The organism is Microbacterium sp. AC215 (assembly GCF_979258645.1).
Map to the genome: position 1 here is coordinate 71827 of NZ_OZ409869.1, position 17706 is coordinate 89532.

Genomic DNA, 17706 nt, shown 5'->3' on the forward strand with positions numbered 1-17706 from the left:
TCACCGGAAGTCCCTCGAACGATGCGTCACCCCCGTTCGGAGATCTTCGAACGCGTCGGCGAGGACGTTCACGACGCCCTCCGCTGAACGCTCGAGGATGCCGCGGATGATCAGCGCAGGAGAATCGCGCGCCACCCGGTGGTAACGACCCCACACCCCAGTGGAGCAGATGACGTTGACGAGACCGGTCTCATCCTCGAGGTTGAGGAAGGTGACACCGGCTGCGGTCGCCGGACGTTGACGGTGGGTCACAAGACCGGCGACCTCGATGCGTCGCCCCGTCTCGTGGCTCTGCAGATCTGCTGAGGTGAGCACGCCCCGTTCGCGCAGGAGCCCGCGGAAATGCGCCATCGGATGGTCGTCGGTCGAGACGCCGGTCGCCCAGAGATCTGCGGAGAGCCGCTCATAGCTGGACTGATCGCTGAACAGCGGCGGTTGCACGGCGATCGTCGTGCCGGGAAGGAACCGGGATCGGTCTTCAGCGGCTGCCCCGGACAGCCAGATCGCCTCTCTGCGCTGGAGGCCGAGGCACTCGAACGCGCCGGCGGTCGCCAGGGACTCCAGCTGCGCAGCGGTGGCATCCGTGCGCCTCACCAGATCGTTCAGATCGCGGAAAGGTCCGGCTGCCTCGCGCTCGGCGACGATCTTCTCCGCCAGTTGAGTGCCGATGCCGCGCACACCGCTGAGACCCATGCGCACCGCATAGGCGCCATCTCGACGGTGTGCCGCCGACTCGTCCGGTGAGGAGCGATCGAAGCGCGGCACCCGGGGCTGCAGAGGGTCGCTGCAGGTGTCCCGCCCCGTCGGCATCCGCAGCGGTGAGCCCTCGAGGGGTTCGAGAGTCTCGGTGGCCCCCGAGGCGTGCAGATCGGGTCGACGCACCTCGACCCCGTGTCGTCGTGCATCCGCGGTGAGTGTCGACGCGGAGTAGAAGCCCATCGGCTGCGACCGGAGGAGCCCCGCGAGGAACGCCGCGGGATAGTGCAGCTTGAGCCAGGAGCTCGCATAGACCAGGAGCGCGAAGGACAACGAGTGGGACTCTGCGAATCCGAAGTTCGCGAAGGCCTGGATCTGCGCGTAGATGCGATCCGACTGCTCGGCGGAGAGTCCGCGCCTGGTCATCCCCGCGTAGAGCTTGTCTCGCACCTTGTCGATCTTCTCGAGCCCGCGCTTGGACCCCATCGCGCGTCTGAGCAGATCGGCCTCGTCGGCGGTGCAGTCGCCGATGGCCGTCGCCATCTGGATCAGCTGCTCCTGGAAGATCGGGATGCCCAGTGTCCGCTCGAGGATCGGCTTGAGGTCATCGTGCGGATACGGGATCTCGAGCACCACGGGCTCTTCGCCACGGGCGGCTCTGGCGAGATTCTCCTCGTCGAGCGCATCCTTCGCCATCTTGCGGCGGACGAAGGGATGTACGGCCCCGCCCTGGATGGGCCCGGGGCGGATCAGCGCGATCTGGATGGCGAGGTCGTAGAAGGCCCGAGGCTGCAGGCGGGGGAGAAGGCCGATCTGCGCACGGGATTCGACCTGGAACACCCCGATCGAGTCGGCGCGGCAGAGCATGTCGTAGACGGCCGGCTCTTCTTTCGGAAGGGTCTCGAGCGTCCACCGCTCACCCGTGGCGTCGTGGATCAGGTCGAAGCAGTGCTGGAGCGCAGCCAGCATCCCGAGCCCGAGGAGATCGAACTTCACCAGCCCCATCCAGGCCGCGTCGTCTTTGTCCCACTGGATCACCGTGCGGTTCTCCATGCGTGCATGCTCGACGGGAACGACCTCGCCGACAGGGCGCGCGGTGAGCACCATGCCGCCGGAGTGGATGCCGAGATGCCGGGGAGCCTTCAGCAGTTCGCCCGCGTAGTCGAGCACGTTCGCCGGGATGTCGTGCTCGTCGGCCACCTCGAGTCCGGCGCTCCACCCATCGACCTGCCGGGACCAGGCATCCTGCTGTCCCGGAGAGTAGCCGAGAGCTCTCGCCATGTCGCGCACCGCGTTCTTCGGACGGTACTGGATGACGTTCGCCACCTGTGCCGCACGTTCGCGTCCGTACTCCCGGTACACCCACTGGATGATCTCCTCGCGGCGATCGGAGTCGAAATCGACATCGATGTCCGGTTCTTCCTGTCGGGTCGTCGCGAGGAAGCGCTCGAAGGGCAGACGGTAGAGGATCGGGTCGACGGCGGTGATGCCGAGCAGATAGCAGACGGCGCTCGCCGCGGCCGAGCCGCGCCCCTGGCACAGGATGCCGCGACGGCGCGCCTCGGCGACGATGCCGTGCACGATGAGGAAGTAGCCGGGGAAATCCTTCTCCTCGATCACATCGAGCTCGCGTCCGATCCTGCGACGGCCGTCGGCATCCAGGCGCGGATACTTCGTCGGCACGGCCTCCCACACCAGGTGGCGCAGCCAGCTCATCGGCGTGTGTCCGTCAGGGACCTCCTGCTTCGGGAGGGCAGGTCGTGCACGGCGGAGGGAGAAGGCCGACGCTGCGGCGAGTTCGAGGCCGTAGGAGATCGCGCCGGGGTGGCGCCGGAAGCGCGCTGCCATCTCCGCGCCGCTGCGCAGATGCGCTCCTCCGTGAGTCGGAAGCCACCCGTCGAGCTCGTCCATGCTGCGCACGGCGCGCACGGCGGCGACCGCTTCGGCCAGTGATGCACGCCCGGGCGCTGCATAGTGCACATTGTTCGTCGCCACCACCGGCAGTCGCATCCGTCTGGCGAGATCGGCGAGAGCGTCGTTGCGTCGTGTGTCCAGCGGGTCGCCGTGGTCAAAGAGCTCGACGGCGACGTGATCCTGGCCGAACAGATCCACCAGTCGGCGCAGCGGCGTCTGAGCATCTCCCGCCTCTAGGCCACGGCGGACCCCGCCCTTCCGGCATCCGGTGAGGATCGTCCAGTGCCCGTCTGAGGCGGCTGCCAGCTCCTCGAGGTCGTAGACGGGGCGGCCCTTCTCGCCACCGCGCAGGTGGGCGGCCGTCATCGCGCCGGAGAGACGGTGGTAGCCCTCCAGCCCGTCGGCGAGCACCAGCAGATGGTCGCCGACGGGATCGGGGGCGCCCCGCTGCGGTGCGTCGAGGCCGAGCGAGAGCTCTGCGCCGAACACGGTCTGGACGCTCACATCCATCAGCTCTGCGACCTCGGCGAAGCGGGCAGCACCGTAGAAGCCGTCGTGGTCGGTGAGCGCCAGTGCAGTGAGTCCGAGACGCTCGGCCTCGGCGAGCAGGTCCTCCGGTGAGGAGGCGCCGTCGAGGAAGGAATAGGACGAATGCGCATGCAGCTCGGCGTACGGGACGGCGTCCTCTGGCCTGCTGACGGACGTCGGTGGGTTCCGTGTGCGCTTGGTGCTGACGGGGCCGGGGTCGGGTCGGCTGCCGGGCGGGATGCCTACCGTCGGGTAGGGCGATTCCTCGCCGCTGAGAGTGCGCTCCAGCTCGTTCCAGGACAGGGGAGGGTTGTGCCAGCCCATCAGCGGTACCTCCCCTCAGCCCACCACCGGCCTCCGGTGCAGAAGACGAGCCAGGCCCGATCATGATCGTCGACGATCTGCAGGCGGTGCCCTCTCTTGCCGCCGGAGTCCTCCCATCGGCGTTCATGGATCGGCCACGGACCGGCCCACGCCTGAACGTCGTCGCCGTCGATGCGAGCGGGCGCCGCCGAGAGCGCACCCCGTTCGTCGACGAGGACTGTCTCGCCGTCAGGGGAGAGCACTCCGATGGGGCGAGGAGGGCGGAACACCTCGGCGGGGAGAGGGTCGGGAAGGCTCCCCGGCCAGGGCTGCGCTGGGTCTCTGGGGGCGATGGCGCGTTCGCCCCACGGAGTGAGCACCTGACGATCGGCGAGCCAGCGCCCGCCGGAGAGGGCAGCGGTGACGACGCCCTCGTGGCCGAGCATCGTCTGCACGCGCGAGATGGCGTGATGCAGGCGTTCATCAGTGCCGGACCCGAAGAGGCCGGGCTGGTGATGGGCGGCATCGTCGACCGCCACGGGGACGATCCGCACCAGAGAGATTCCGCCGAAGGCACGAGCCTCATCGACCGGCTCCTTCGCGGATTCGGCTCCCAGTGCTTCGAGCTGCCAGCGCACCCGGTCGACGAGATCAGCGGCATCGAAGCAGGTGGGATGCAGCCAGGGGCGCGAGAACACCTTGCCGTCGTCGTCGGTGAGGTCGATGCGGACCTCGGTGCACACCACCGAGGCCTCACCGAGGGCGAGCATGACCGCATCGGCCGTCTGCCGCACGGCGAAGGCCACCTGATCGGCTCCGGCGAGTGGCGAGTCGAACTCGATGGAGCGAACGAGCTCGGGGTCAGGAGGTCGTGCCACCACCGCGCGGGAATCGGCGCCGGCGGCGAGGGCGTGCAGACGCGCGCCGCGCTCGCCGAAGCGATCGCGCACCTCGATCTCGTCGAGGGCCGCGAAGTCGCCGAGCGTGCGCACACCGAGCCGGACGAGCAGACCGGTGAGCTGCTCGTCTCTCAGAACGTTCACCGGGAGTGGGGCGAGGAAGTCCTTCGCGAGGCCTGCAGGTACGACGGTGCACGGTGCGCTCCCTCGCGCGGCGAGCTCGGCGGTGAAGGGGCCGTCGGCGATGCCCACGCGCACCTCGGGGAACCCGGCGTCGGTGAGGATGTCGATCAGGGCACGCCCCGCCTCGGCCTCGCCGTCGTGATAGCGCGCGATGCCCCGTGCCCGCACCGCCGCCAGCCCTGGACGCAGCAGTGCCGCACCGGGCGCGTGCTTCTCGATGAGTTGCAGCACGGGGAGGAACGCTCTCTCGTCGCGGGCGGGGTCGTGGGGCATCACGCGCAGTGAAGAGATATGGCCCTGAGCGACGCGGCGACGTTGGCCGGCGCGCACGCCGTGCTCCCTCGCCGATGCGGTGCACGCCACGACGGTGTTCGCATGCACCAGAGCGGTCGGCGGATGAGGCGGTGGCCCGCCGAGAGCTGCTCTCAGCGGCCAATCGGGAAGCCACAGGACGAGGACGCGAAGTGGAGCGGCGGTCATCCGGCCACCGCCAGACGCGGGTACTCGAGCGGAGCGGCCTCGCCGCCGCGCAGGCCGGTCAGCCCTGTGATCTCGGCCATGGTCTCGGTGGCGACGTGCTCCGCCGGCAGCTCTTCCACTGCGCCGTGGGAGCCGGGAAGACGCACGCGCACGCTCGACGTCAGCGGACTGTGCCTCGTCCGCGCCGACACCGTCGCCGTGGAGCCTTCGATGAGCCCCCACCCCTCGCCGATGCCGAGCCAGTGCTGGTCGTGCAGCCGGATGGACCCCTCGCTCTGCGGCCAGGCGCCGGACTCCGCGGACTCGGTGACGAGCAGGGTGCTCCCGCGGTCTCGCAGTCGTGCGCTCAGTCGGGACACATCCGCATCGCGGGCCCTCCCTCCGGGCTGTACGGCGATCAGCGGAACCACCTCGGCGAGCGCAGAGGCCACGGCGAGCCAGCGGTCTCCTGGTTCGGGGACGAGGATCAGGCGAGGAAGCGCGATTCCGAACGCCGCTGCGGCTTCGACACCCAGTGTGGGCATGCCCACGACCGCGCACCAGTGGCCCTTGCCCGAGGCCGCGGCGAGCAGTGCGAGGACGAGACTGGGGGAGGGAGAGACGGTGTACGTCGCCCCCGTCTGCAGCCCCTCTTCGGGGAGCAGCGAGGAGAAGGCCGGATCGAGAGGGAGAAGCGGGTGCTCGCTGCGTCTGCGCTGCATGCGGCTGATCTCCCGGCGCAGCCGAAGAACCTCTCCGGCGCGGGAGTCGCCAGCCGGAGAGAGCGCGGTCACCGCATCGAGCCCGATCCCCATGAATCCATCCTCGAAGATATGTACTAATAAAGCAACTGGAGTAGATGACGATAGTTCGAACCTCCGACATCGCGGCGTGACGTTATCCACACGCGGTCATCGCCGCCGTCCGAGTTCTCCTAACCTGCGGGCATGGATCTCCGTACTGTGGCCGTCGTGACCGTTCATCTGGCCCTGTTCGCGATCGCCTGCCGACTCGTCGCCGTCGACATCCGCACGCATCGGCTGCCGAACCGGATCGTGCTCCCCACCCTCGCGGCGCTCATCGTCCTCGGAGTCGTCGACGCCATCACGGTCGGCCAGAGCGCCCCGTTGATCAGGGCCGTATCCGGGTTGCTGATCCTCGGCGGCTTCTACGCGACGCTCCGTCTGCTCAGCCGGGACGGCATGGGCGGAGGCGATGTCAAGCTCGCCGCCGTCATCGGTCTGGTCCTCGGATGGCACAGCTGGCAGGCGCTCGCCGTGGGAGCAGCATCCGCCTTCGTGCTCGGCGCCGTGTTCTCCCTCTCGCTGATGATGCTCCGCAGGGCGGACGGCTCCACGCGGATCGCCTTCGGACCGTGGATGATCATCGGCGCGCTCCTCGGCATCCTGATGGAGTGAGGCGCCGTGCAGGGTGCCGTCGGCGATAGGGTGAGGACATGGCACTCGCACGACTTCACGGCGGCCCGCTCGACGGGCAGATCATTCCTCTCGGCGACGCGGACGACAAGCTGATCGTCCCCTACAGCGAGACCCAGGTGGTGTACAACCGGCGCGGTGACGCGCAGAACACCGGCGACACCGACGGTCCCACCGAGATCGACTACTGGTACGACGAATCCCTCGAGGACATCAGCCCGTCGGATGACTGAGCACCCCAGCGAGTCGCCGTCTGGCTCCGAGCCCTCCAGGGTCGTCGAGGTCGAGCGCAAGTACGACGTCGATGACTCCACGCCCCTTCCGGTGTGGGTGGGGATCCCCGGAGTGGATGCCGTGTCGTCCGGAGAGGTGCGCGAGCTCGACGCTCGCTACTTCGACACCGTCGATGCTCGGCTCTCCCGTGCAGGGGTAGCCCTTCGTCGCCGCACCGGCGGCCCCGATGCCGGATGGCACATCAAGGGACCGCGAGAAGGTGACGGTCGCCTCGAGATCGGCTGGCCCCTGGGCGAAGACGACAGCATCCCGGATGCCGTGACCGAGACCATCTCGCGATGGGCGACGGCGCCGCTCGCACCCCTCGCGCGGATCGAGAACACCCGCACGGCGTACCTGCTCACCGGGACGGCCGGAGTCGTCGCCGAGTTCGTCGATGACCGCGTTCGCGCGACCGATCTCCGACACGACGTGCAGCGGGAATGGCGGGAGTGGGAGTTCGAGCTCGGGCCGGCCGCGCCTGTCGATGCGGCGGGGCGAGCAGCCCTCTTCGACGCCGTGGAGCGGGTCGTCTCCGATGTCGGGGGTCGCGACGCGTCATCCGGCTCGAAGCTCGCGCGTGCTCTGGGTTTCTGACGCCCGATGCAAGCCCCTTCCGTGCTGGCGCGCGATCATGCTTGAGTGACAGACATGACCCGCGCTGCCGTGCTCCGCTCATTGCGGACGATCGTTCCCGACACCGTCATCGAGCAGCACGAGGTGCGCGACATCTTCGCCTCGCAGCCCGATGTCGGACGCCTCGCCCAGCGGATCATCGGGGCGTCGTTCAACGGCTCGGGCATCGACACCCGCCACACCGTCATCCGAGAGCTCTCGCCCGCGGCCGGCACGGACGACAAGATGTTCTTCGACCGTGAGACGGGCCGCCTGCAGTCGCCGGGCACCGCAGCCCGCAACGACCTCTATACGTGCGAGGCGTCGCGTCTCTTCGTGGAGGTGGCGCGCAGCGCCTTGGACGCAGACCCCGACATCGTCGCCGCAGACGTCACGCACGTCATCACCGCATCCTGCACGGGCTTCCACGCGCCGGGCCCCGAGTACGAGATCGTGCGCGGGCTGGGGCTGTCCGACAGCGTGCAGCGCTATCACCTCGGATTCATGGGCTGCTACGCCTCGCTGCCGGCGCTCCGTGCGGCGAGCCAGTTCTGCGCAGCCGACCCCACGGCCGTGGTGCTCGTGGTCAGCGTCGAGCTGTGCACCGTGCACCTTCGCTCGTCGGAGGACCCGGATCTCATCGTCGCCAACTCGCTCTTCGCCGACGGGGCGGCTGCCGGCATCGTCACCGCACGCGACCTCGCCACTCCTGTTCCTGCGGTGCGTCTCGACGGCTTCCACACGGCGATAGCCGCGGAGGGCGAGAAGGACATGGCCTGGACCATCGGCGACCACGGCTTCGAGATGATCCTGTCGACGAAGGTGCCGCAGATCATCGGGGAGACCATCATCGGCGCGATCCGTCCGCTGTACGCGCGTGAGGGCGAGCTCGCAGCCGCGTTCGACGAGGGGCGCGTGGGGGAGCGGGTGGAGCACTGGGCCATCCACCCCGGTGGACGCAGCATCCTCGACCGCGTGCAGGAGCGACTGAATCTCAGCGACGATCAGCTCTTCCCGGCCCGGGAGACGCTGCGCGAGAACGGCAACATGTCGAGCGCCACTGTGCTCTTCGTCATCAAGCGGATCCTCGACGACGGCGCGAGGGACGGGTCGCGCGTCGCCGCGATGGCCTTCGGCCCTGGGCTGACCGCCGAGAGCGCACTGATGACGGTCACCACCGGCATGTCGTGAGACACGACCTCTCGACACGCGCCACCGAGGCGCGCGAGCTCATGGACGACCCGCATGCGGACATCGGGATGCTGGAGCGCACCTACCGGCGCTTCCGTCTCGTGAACGCGCTCGTCTCCCGACCCCGACTGCTCTATCGCCAGGACATCCTGCCGCGCGCCCGCCGCGGCCCGATCCGCATCCTCGACATCGGCGCGGGTGGCGGAGACGTATGCCGGATGATCGCGGCGCGAGCGCGGCGAGCGGGTCTCGAGGTGGAGATCACGGCGCTGGACGCCGACGAGCGGGCGATCCGCTGGGCGGCGGAGCACGATGGAGGAGCCGGCATCGCATATCGCTGCGCCTTCTCGTCAGACCTCGTGGCGGAGGGCGAGCAGTTCGACGTGGTCTTCTCGAATCACGTGCTGCACCACCTCACCGGGGCGGAGCTCGACGGCCTGCTGCGGGACTCCGAGGCGCTCGTCGGCAGCGGCGGTGTCGTGGTGCACCGCGACATCGCCCGCACTCGACTCGCCTACGTGCTGTACGACGTCGCGACGTGGATCCTCGCGGGCACGCTGTTCCGGGGCTCGTTCATCCGAGAGGACGGCCTCATCAGCATCCGTCGCTCGTACACGAGGGGAGAACTCGCCGCGCTCGTGCCGTCCGGGTGGACCGTGCACTTCGGACTCCCCTCGCGGCTGGAGCTGCGCAGGCGCGCCGACGCGGTCTCATGACGCACGAAGGCCCGGCCACGCGTGAGCGTGCCGGGCCTTCGAGTCGATCGCGGTGATCAGAAGTTGATCATGTGACCTGCGAGGCCGTGGAAGCCCTCCTGCAGCGCCTCCGACAGCGTCGGGTGCGTGTGCACGTTGCGAGCCAGCTCGAGGGCCGTGAGGTCCCACTTCTGGGCCAGCGTCAGCTCGGGCAGGAGCTCCGACACGTCGGGGCCGATCATGTGAGCGCCGATGAGCTCGAGGTGCTCGGCGTCGGCGATCAGCTTGACGAATCCGACGGGCTCGCCGAGTCCGTGCGCCTTGCCGTTGGCCATGAACGGGAACGTCGCGACCTTGATCTCGCGTCCCTCGTCCTTCGCCTGCTGCTCGGTGAGACCGAACGAGGCGACCTGCGGCGAGCAGAACGTCGCGCGCGGCATCATGCGGTAGTCGCCCAGCGTCTGGGTCTCCGCGCCGCCGATGGTCTCTGCGGCCACGACGCCCTGCGCCTCGGCCACATGGGCGAGCTGCAGCTTGGCGGTGACATCGCCGATCGCGTAGATGCCCTCGACGTTCGTGCGCATGTGGTCGTCGATGTCGATCGCGCCGCGCTCGGTGAGCTTCACGCCGGTGGCCTCGAGACCGAAGCCCTCGATGTTGGGGGCGAAGCCGACCGACATGAGCACCTTGTCGGCCTCGATCGAGCTCTGCTGACCGTCCTTGCCGGTGTAGGAGACGGTGACGGACGAGCCGTTGTCCACGACGGACTCGACCTTGGTGGAGGTCAGGATGTCGACGCCGTAGTTCTTGTACTGCTTGGCGATCTCCTTCGACACGTCGGCATCCTCGTTCGGGAGGGCACGGTCGAGGAACTCGATGATGGTGACCTTGACGCCGTAGTTCGTCATCACATACGCGAACTCCATGCCGATGGCGCCGGCGCCCACGATGACGATGGACTTCGGCAGCTCGCGCGAGAGGATCTGCTCTTCGTACGTCACGACGTTGTCGCTGAGCTGGACGCCCGGAAGAAGTCGGACCTTCGAGCCCGTCGCGATGATCGCGTTGTCGAAGGTGACCTCTTCGGTCGAGCCGTCGGACTTCGCGACCGAGATCGCCTTCGGGCCCGTGAAGGTGCCGCGACCGTCGTACTCGGTCACCTTGTTCTTCTTCATCAGGAAGTGGATGCCCTTGACGCGACCGTCGGCGACGACGCGGCTGCGGTCGAACGCCTTGCCGTAGTCGATCGTGAACTCACCCGAGATGCCGAAGAAGTCGGCCTTGTGGTTGAGCGTGTGCGCGAGCTCCGCGTTCTTCAGAAGAGCCTTGGAGGGGATGCAGCCCACGTTGAGGCACACACCGCCCCAGTACTTCTCTTCGATGATGGCGGTGGACAGACCGAGCTGCGCGCTGCGAACCGCAGCGACGTATCCGCCAGGACCTGCACCGAGGATGACGACATCGTAATGTGGCATGCCTTAAGCCTATCGCCCCGAGGGGAGGTCGGAATCGGCGGATGCCGGGTCGCGGCGACCGCGGACGACGAGCCAGACGACGATGCCGACGATCACGAGGACGCCGACGATCGAGAGCACCCAGATCGTCGTCATCGGCGCCGCTGAGTCGTCGCTCTCGGGGGCCGGGGTGGCGTCCCTCCCGGGGCCCGCGGTCGCAGCCGGCTCGGGTGCTGCGGTGGCACTGGCAGTGGGCTCGGAGCTGGGCTCCGAGGTGGGCGCGGCCTCCGTGCTGTTCGTGACCGTGAAGTCGAACTCTCCCGAGGTCGGATGGCCGTCGCTCGACACGACCTTCCAGATCACGTGATAGCCGCCGGCTGGGGCCTCGGCGGCGAGCGGCTGAGTGACGATCGCCCCCTCGACCGTGGCGGCTCCGTCGGTGACCGAGTTGCCGGACGGATCCGTCACGACGACCTCGGTCGCGCCGGTCTCATCGATGAGCTTCGCGCTGAAGGTGAGCGTCAATTCGGTGGGAAGCGTGTCGACCGTGCTGTCGGCCTCAGGGGAGGAGGCGAGCAGGCTGTCGTGGGCTGCGGCGGAGAGAGGTGCGAACAGCACGAGGAATGCGGTCAGGAGGGCGGCCGCAAGGGCGATCGGAGCTGCGGGGAGGCGACGGGCTGTGGTTTTCACGTGCTCAGCCTATGAAGTGTCGGTATGCGGTGCCTGATAGTGACGCGAGCTCCCGCGACCGCCGTCCGATCAGTTAGTCTGGAGGACTAGGAGGGCATAGTGACAGACAGCCAGAATCGATCGGGCGGAGACGCCGCGATCCACCGTCCCGGCGAGCAGAGGCACGACGTGACGCAGACGTTCGGGCATGACTCGGACCTCTCCTTCGTGCCTTTCGGCGTGGAGCTCACCGACGTGGAGCAGGGCGCCATCGCGGCCCTTCCCTCCGGTTCCGCACTGCTTCTCGTGCGCTCCGGAGCTCTCGCGGGGGCCCGCTACCTTCTCGACACCGATGTGACGACCGTGGGTCGCCACCCCGAAGCCGACATCTTCTTCGACGACGTGACCGTCTCGCGCCGCCATGCGGAAGTGACTCGCAACGGATGGACGTTCGAGATCATCGACCAGCGTTCGCTCAACGGCACGTATGTGAACGGTGAGCGCGTCGACCGCAGTCCGCTGGTCGACGGCACCGAGCTTCGCGTCGGCAAGTTCCGGTTGAACTTCTTCGCCTCTCCCGTCGATCGCGTCGCGGCGATCGACTGATGGCGGCTTCCCCCGCCCGCGAACGCTCAGCGTCCGCGGGCCTTCTGAGCATCGGGCAGGTGCTGGCCCGGCTCACGCCCGAGTTTCCCGAGCTCACCTCCAGCAAGCTCCGTTTCCTCGAGGTGCAGGGGATCGTCAGCCCGTCGCGCACGGAGTCCGGCTACCGCAAGTTCTCGCAGGCCGACATCGAGCGACTGCGTCTCGGTCTCACGCTGCAGCGCGACCACTACCTGCCGCTCAGCATCATCCGCGAGCAGCTCGACGAGGCAGAGGCGAACGGTGAATCCGCGACCCTGGCTCCGCCGCCCTCGATCACGCCCACTCCCCGGCGCTACCGCCGAGGAGAGCTGCTGTCGGCAGCAGGCGCGGGCCCCCAGCTTCTCAACGACGCGATCAGCACCGGCGTGATCGTCGCGCAGGAGAGCTACCCCGAGTCGACCGTCACGCTGCTTCGCGGCCTGGTCGCCCTCGATCGCCACGGTATCGAGCCCCGCCACCTGCGCTCGCTGAGGCAGGGTGCCGAGCGAGAGGTCGCACTGATCGAGTCTGCGATGTCCTCTCTGCTGCGTCGTACGGACGCCGCGTCGAGGGCGAAGGCGAGCGAGATGGCACCGAGCCTCGCCTCGAAGATCGACGAGGTGCGCTCGCTCTTCGTCAAGGACGCGCTCACCAGGTTGCTTTCGTAACGAACTGATTGCGACACACCTTCGGTGTCCCACGGATGTCATTGCCGGTGCCGGAGGCCTGCTCTAGCGTGGAGGTAACAGCTCCAGGGAGGATTTCAAATGAATGCGGATGAGCGTGCAGGCGACCCGCGGTTCGTGCCGGAACTCCTCTTCACCGACGGTCTGCCGGCGATGGACGACGAGGTCGGCTACCGCGGTGCGGTAGCGGCGCGGGCGGCCGGCATCACCTACCGGCAGCTGGACTACTGGGCTCGCACCGAGCTGGTGGAGCCCACGGTGCGCGGCGCCAGCGGTTCCGGGTCGCAGCGTCTCTACGGCTTCCGCGACATCCTCGTGCTCAAGCTCGTGAAGAGCCTTCTCGACACCGGCATCTCGCTGCAGCAGATCCGCACGGCGGTCGATGAACTCCGCCGCGCCGGCATCCGCGATCTCGCAGGAACGACGCTGATGAGCGACGGAGCCTCCGTCTACCTGTGCACCTCGAACGACGAGGTCATCGACCTGGTCAGTCGCGGTCAGGGAGTGTTCGGCATCGCTGTGGGCAAGGTCCTCCGCGAGGTCGAGTCGACGCTCGTCGAGTTCGATGCGACAGTGCCCGACCCGGTCGACGAGCTGTCGGCACGGCGCTCGAAGCGTTCCGCCTGAGCATTCGCCACCGAAGTCCCGCGAGCAGAGTCGCGCGACACGAAAAAACGGCCACCCTCGCGAGAGGATGGCCGTTCTGCTGTCCGGGGTGAGTCAGGCCTGCACGCCCGAGTCGGCGACCTGGATCCGGCCGGTGCGGATGATCCGGTCGAGCAGCTGATCGAAGTCGGAAGCGAGCTCCTGGGCCGAGTCGCCCGGCCAGATGTGGAGCGGCTTGGCTGCTCCCTGAGCCTGCTGCAGCGAGGTGCGCTCGGGAAGCTGGGGGGAGAGCACGAGCGGACCGAACATGTCGCGCAGCTCCTTGATGCGGAACTGGTGCTCGATCGACTGGGGGCGCACCCGGTTCACGACGATGCCGAGAGGCTGCAGTCGGGGGGAGAGGCCGCGACGGATCTCTTCGATCGCGCGCAGCGCGCGGTCGGCCGCAGCCACGGAGAAGAGCCCGGGCTCTGTGACGACCATCACCCGATCGCTTGCTGCCCACGCGGTGCGGGTGAGGGCGTTCAGCGACGGGGCGCAGTCGATGAGGACGAGGTCGTAATCGGCCTCGACGGCAGCGAGCGCCTCTTCGAGCTTCCAGACGTCGCGCACGCTCGGGTGCGGGCCGTCGAAGTTGATCGCGGACGGACTGCCGATCAGCACGTCGATGGTCCCGGGGTGCACCTTCGCCCAGCCGCTCGAGGTGATCGCCTGACGGACGACCTTCTCCTTCGGGTTCGCCAGGACATCGGCGATGTTGAGCCGACCTGCCACCTGGATGTCCATCCCGGTGGACACATCGGACTGTGGGTCGAGGTCGACGACGAGCGTTCGGACACCACGGGCGAAGGCTGCTGAGGCCAGGCCGAGTGTCACGGTCGTCTTGCCGACGCCTCCCTTGAGAGAGCTGACGCTGAGTACGTGCACGAACACCACGTTACCTTCCCCTAGGCTGGGTGCACACTCAGCCCCGCCCCATGCGCGCCGTATCCCGATGCGTATCGAGCTTCCAGAGGTGTGCATGTTCCAGAAGATCCTTGTGGCGAACCGCGGCGAGATCGCGATCCGTGCCTTCCGTGCGGCTTTCGAAGTCGGGGCCAGGACTGTGGCGGTGTTCCCGCACGAGGACCGCGGTTCGGTCCATCGGCTCAAAGCCGACGAGGCCTACGAGATCGGCGAACGCGGTCATCCGGTGCGCGCCTACCTCGACGTCGATGAGATCATCCGCGTCGCGAAGGATGCCGGGGCAGATGCGATCTACCCCGGATACGGCTTCCTCTCGGAGAACCCTGAGCTGGCCGAGAAGGCCGCCGCCAACGGCATCGTCTTCATCGGGCCCCCTGCGAAGGTCCTCGAGATGGCGGGCAACAAGGTGGAGGCCAAGCGTCATGCCATCGACGCCGGCGTTCCGGTGCTCCGTTCGACGGAGGCGTCCGATGACATCGATGCACTCGTCGCCCAGGCCGCCGAGATCGGCTTCCCGCTGTTCGCGAAGGCCGTCGCCGGCGGTGGCGGACGCGGCATGCGACGCGTCGAGTCCGCAGGTGAGCTCGCTCCGGCACTCGCAGAGGCCATGCGCGAGGCCGCCAGCGCGTTCGGCGATCCGAGGATGTTCCTCGAGCAGGCTGTCCTTCGTCCTCGGCACATCGAAGTGCAGATCCTCGCCGACAAGACGGGCGAGACCGTGCACCTCTTCGAGCGGGACTGCTCCGTGCAGCGCCGTCACCAGAAGGTGGTGGAGATCGCCCCGGCACCGAACCTCGACGACGGCATCCGCACCGCGCTGCACGGCTACGCCGTCGCGTTCGCCCGTTCCATCGGATACGAGAACGCGGGAACGGTCGAGTTCCTGCTCGAGACCGCGGGGGAGCGCACCGGCGAGGTCGTCTTCATCGAGATGAATCCGCGCATCCAGGTCGAGCACACGGTCACCGAGGAGGTGACCGACGTCGATCTCGTGCAGAGTCAGATGCGCATCGCGGCCGGACAGACGCTCGCGGAGCTCGGTCTCGAGCAGAAGGATCTCCATGTGCGGGGAGCTGCGCTGCAGTGCCGCATCACGACGGAGGATCCCACTCAGGGGTTCCGTCCAGACACCGGCAAGATCACCACATACCGCTCACCGGGTGGCGCAGGGATCCGGCTCGACGGCGGCACCGTCCATCAGGGCGCGCAGATCAGCCCGCACTTCGACTCGATGCTCGCGAAGCTGACCTGCCGTGGTCGCGACTACCCTGCTGCGGTGGCGCGCGCGCGGCGCGCGCTGGCGGAGTTCCGCATTCGCGGCGTCTCGACGAACATCCCGTTCCTGCAGGCGCTGCTCGAGGATGACGCGTTCATCGCCGGCGACGTGAGCACGTCCTTCATCGACGAGCGTCCCGACCTGCTGCGCGGACGCGAGTCGAAGGATCGCGGTACCCGGATCCTGAACTGGCTGGTGGACGTGACGGTCAACAAGCCCCACGGCATCCACCCCGGCTCGTTGGATCCGCGGGCCAAGCTTCCGGCCGTGGATCTGTCCGCCACCCCGGCATCCGGTTCGCGGCAGCGCCTGCTCGAGTTGGGACCGGAGGGCTTCGCGAAGAGCCTCCGCGCGCAGAGTGCCCTCGCCATCACGGACACGACCTTCCGGGATGCGCACCAGTCGCTCCTGGCCACCCGGGTGCGCACGAGGGATCTCGTCGCGGTCGCACCGCACATCGCCAGGCTGACGCCGGAGCTGTTGTCGGTCGAGGCCTGGGGAGGTGCCACCTACGACGTCGCTCTGCGCTTCCTGGGCGAAGACCCCTGGGAGCGTCTCGACAAGCTGCGGGCCGCCCTTCCGAACGTCGCGATCCAGATGCTTCTCCGGGGACGCAACACCGTGGGCTATACGCCCTATCCGACGGCGGTCACCGAAGCGTTCGTGAAGGAGGCGGCGGCGAGCGGCGTCGACATCTTCCGGATCTTCGATGCCCTCAACGACATCGAGCAGATGCGCCCAGCGATCGAGGCGGTGCGGAACACGGGTACGGCCATAGCCGAGGTGGCGCTCTGCTACACCGGCGACCTGCTGAACCCGGCCGAGGATCTGTACACCCTCGACTACTACCTGAACCTCGCCGAGCAGATCGTCGGGGCCGGCGCGCACATCCTGGCGATCAAGGACATGGCGGGCCTTCTGCGTCCTGCGGCGGCGGCGAAACTCGTCACCGCGCTGCGCGAGCGCTTCGATCTGCCCGTGCATCTGCACACGCACGACACCCCCGGCGGACAGCTCGCCACCCTGCTCGCCGCCAGCGCGGCGGGAGTGGATGCGGTCGACGCGGCATCCGCTCCGCTGTCCGGCACGACCAGCCAGCCCTCCCTCTCATCTCTCGTCGCCGCGCTCGCGCACACGGATCGGGACAGCGGCATCTCGCTCGACAGCGTCTCGAACCTCGAGCCGTACTGGGAGGCGGTCCGTCGGATGTACGCGCCGTTCGAATCCGGACTTCCGGGCCCCACAGGCCGGGTCTACCACCACGAGATCCCGGGCGGTCAGCTGTCGAACCTGCGTCAGCAGGCGAAGGCGCTCGGCCTCGCAGAGGACTTCGAGCTGATCGAGGACATGTACGCCGCCGCCGATCGGATCCTCGGCCGGGTTCCCAAGGTGACCCCCTCGTCGAAGGTGGTCGGCGATCTCGCGCTGCACCTGGCAGCGGTGAAGGCGGACCCCGCCGATTTCGAGGCGAACCCCGAGAAGTACGACGTGCCCGACTCCGTCGTCGGGTTCATGGCGGGTGAACTCGGCGACCTCCCGGGCGGATGGCCCGAGCCCTTCCGCACGAAGGTTCTGGCGGGACGGTCGGTGCGCACAGGCATGACGGAGATCTCGGCCGACGATGAGGCGGCCCTCGCAGGTGACGGTGCGACCCGTCGGGCGCGACTGAACACGCTGCTGTTCCCCGCGCCGATGCGCGAGTTCACCGAGCGACGTGACGTGTTCGGCGATCTCTCGGTGCTCGACACGGCCGACTACCTCTACGGTCTCGTCCAAGGACAGGAGCACGTCGTCGAGATCGATCGCGGCGTCCAGCTGTACGTGGGGCTCGAAGCCATCGGCGATGCGGACGACAAGGGCATGCGCACCGTCATGACGACGCTCAACGGTCAGCTGCGACCGGTGTTCGTGCGCGACAGATCGGTGGCAGTGGACGTGCACGAGATCGAGAAGGCCGACACCTCGGTGCCCGGTCAGGTGGCCGCACCGTTCTCGGGCGTCGTGACGCTCAAATCGGAAGTCGGTGACTCGGTGCGCGCCGGCGAACCCGTCGCATCCATCGAGGCGATGAAGATGGAGGCCGCCATCACGGCCCCCGTCGACGGTGTGGTCGAGCGGCTCGCGATCGGTGCGACGCAACAGGTCGAGGCCGGCGATCTTTTGGTCGTGATCCGCCCGGCGCACTAATCTTGTGCGGGCGAGGCCGCGTTCGACGCAACGCACCCGAGGCCCG

15 protein-coding genes are annotated in these 17706 nt (G+C 68.2%); 9 read left to right on the plus strand and 6 right to left on the minus strand.

Annotated elements, in window-relative coordinates:
• The 3 genes from ACZZZF_RS00480 to ACZZZF_RS00490 are packed head-to-tail and all read right to left on the minus strand — an operon-like array spanning position 1 to position 5797.
• The gene (locus ACZZZF_RS00480) at positions 1 to 3462 is read right to left on the minus strand and encodes an error-prone DNA polymerase (protein WP_463496644.1); all 3462 of its coding nucleotides are present in this window, start codon (positions 3460 to 3462) and stop codon (positions 1 to 3) included.
• Positions 3462 to 5003 (minus strand): DNA polymerase Y family protein, encoded by a 1542-nt coding sequence (locus ACZZZF_RS00485; RefSeq protein WP_463496645.1) that lies wholly within the window; start codon positions 5001 to 5003, stop codon positions 3462 to 3464. Before ACZZZF_RS00485 ends, ACZZZF_RS00480 begins: the two co-directional genes overlap by 1 nt.
• Positions 5000 to 5797: a hypothetical protein gene (locus ACZZZF_RS00490; RefSeq protein WP_056278977.1), complete on the minus strand. Its 798-nt coding sequence runs from the start codon at positions 5795 to 5797 to the stop codon at positions 5000 to 5002. Before ACZZZF_RS00490 ends, ACZZZF_RS00485 begins: the two co-directional genes overlap by 4 nt.
• A 132-nt stretch (positions 5798 to 5929) precedes the next feature.
• On the opposite strand from ACZZZF_RS00490, the gene ACZZZF_RS00495 reads away from it, so the two are divergent.
• Genes ACZZZF_RS00495 through ACZZZF_RS00515 form a run of 5 tightly spaced genes read left to right on the plus strand, consistent with a single transcriptional unit; the run spans position 5930 to position 9213 of the window.
• The gene (locus ACZZZF_RS00495) at positions 5930 to 6400 is read left to right on the plus strand and encodes a prepilin peptidase (RefSeq protein ID WP_187249834.1); all 471 of its coding nucleotides are present in this window, start codon (positions 5930 to 5932) and stop codon (positions 6398 to 6400) included.
• Between the two features lie 38 nt (positions 6401 to 6438).
• The gene (locus ACZZZF_RS00500) at positions 6439 to 6651 is read left to right on the plus strand and encodes a hypothetical protein (protein WP_042538484.1); all 213 of its coding nucleotides are present in this window, start codon (positions 6439 to 6441) and stop codon (positions 6649 to 6651) included.
• A complete protein-coding gene (locus ACZZZF_RS00505; RefSeq protein ID WP_463496647.1) occupies positions 6644 to 7288 on the plus strand; it encodes a CYTH domain-containing protein in 645 nt (214 codons plus the stop codon). Before ACZZZF_RS00500 ends, ACZZZF_RS00505 begins: the two co-directional genes overlap by 8 nt.
• A 54-nt stretch (positions 7289 to 7342) precedes the next feature.
• Positions 7343 to 8497: a type III polyketide synthase gene (locus tag ACZZZF_RS00510; protein ID WP_463496649.1), complete on the plus strand. Its 1155-nt coding sequence runs from the start codon at positions 7343 to 7345 to the stop codon at positions 8495 to 8497.
• Entirely contained in the window at positions 8494 to 9213 is a 720-nt protein-coding gene (locus ACZZZF_RS00515) for a methyltransferase domain-containing protein (protein WP_230100707.1), read from the plus strand. Before ACZZZF_RS00510 ends, ACZZZF_RS00515 begins: the two co-directional genes overlap by 4 nt.
• A 56-nt stretch (positions 9214 to 9269) precedes the next feature.
• On the opposite strand, the gene lpdA is transcribed toward ACZZZF_RS00515, so the two are convergent.
• Together lpdA and ACZZZF_RS00525 are read right to left on the minus strand one after the other, a co-directional pair.
• Entirely contained in the window at positions 9270 to 10667 is a 1398-nt protein-coding gene (lpdA, locus tag ACZZZF_RS00520) for a dihydrolipoyl dehydrogenase (protein ID WP_053096802.1), read from the minus strand.
• A 9-nt stretch (positions 10668 to 10676) separates the two neighbouring features.
• The gene (locus ACZZZF_RS00525) at positions 10677 to 11336 is read right to left on the minus strand and encodes a copper resistance CopC family protein (RefSeq protein WP_463496651.1); all 660 of its coding nucleotides are present in this window, start codon (positions 11334 to 11336) and stop codon (positions 10677 to 10679) included.
• A gap of 99 nt (positions 11337 to 11435) precedes the next feature.
• Here ACZZZF_RS00525 and ACZZZF_RS00530 point away from each other — a divergent pair, with 99 nt between their 5' ends.
• The 3 genes from ACZZZF_RS00530 (at position 11436) to ACZZZF_RS00540 (ending at position 13252) form a co-directional block, all read left to right on the plus strand.
• Positions 11436 to 11921: an FHA domain-containing protein gene (locus tag ACZZZF_RS00530; RefSeq protein WP_463496653.1), complete on the plus strand. Its 486-nt coding sequence runs from the start codon at positions 11436 to 11438 to the stop codon at positions 11919 to 11921.
• Positions 11921 to 12607, plus strand: a complete 687-nt coding sequence (ftsR, locus tag ACZZZF_RS00535) for a transcriptional regulator FtsR (protein ID WP_187249830.1) — start codon at positions 11921 to 11923, stop codon at positions 12605 to 12607. Before ACZZZF_RS00530 ends, ftsR begins: the two co-directional genes overlap by 1 nt.
• Before the next feature lie 99 nt (positions 12608 to 12706).
• A complete protein-coding gene (locus ACZZZF_RS00540) occupies positions 12707 to 13252 on the plus strand; it encodes a MerR family transcriptional regulator (protein ID WP_053096796.1) in 546 nt (181 codons plus the stop codon).
• 93 nt (positions 13253 to 13345) lie between these two features.
• Here the strand turns inward: ACZZZF_RS00540 and ACZZZF_RS00545 are convergent, their stop codons facing one another.
• Positions 13346 to 14158 carry a ParA family protein gene (locus ACZZZF_RS00545; protein WP_053099164.1) on the minus strand — a complete coding sequence of 271 codons (813 nt, stop codon included), beginning with the start codon at positions 14156 to 14158 and terminating at the stop codon, positions 13346 to 13348.
• 94 nt (positions 14159 to 14252) lie between these two features.
• Between ACZZZF_RS00545 and ACZZZF_RS00550 the strand changes: the two genes are divergently transcribed.
• Complete coding sequence (locus tag ACZZZF_RS00550; protein ID WP_463496655.1) at positions 14253 to 17660, plus strand: pyruvate carboxylase; 3408 nt, start codon at positions 14253 to 14255, stop codon at positions 17658 to 17660.
• Positions 17661 to 17706: the final 46 nt, after the last annotated feature.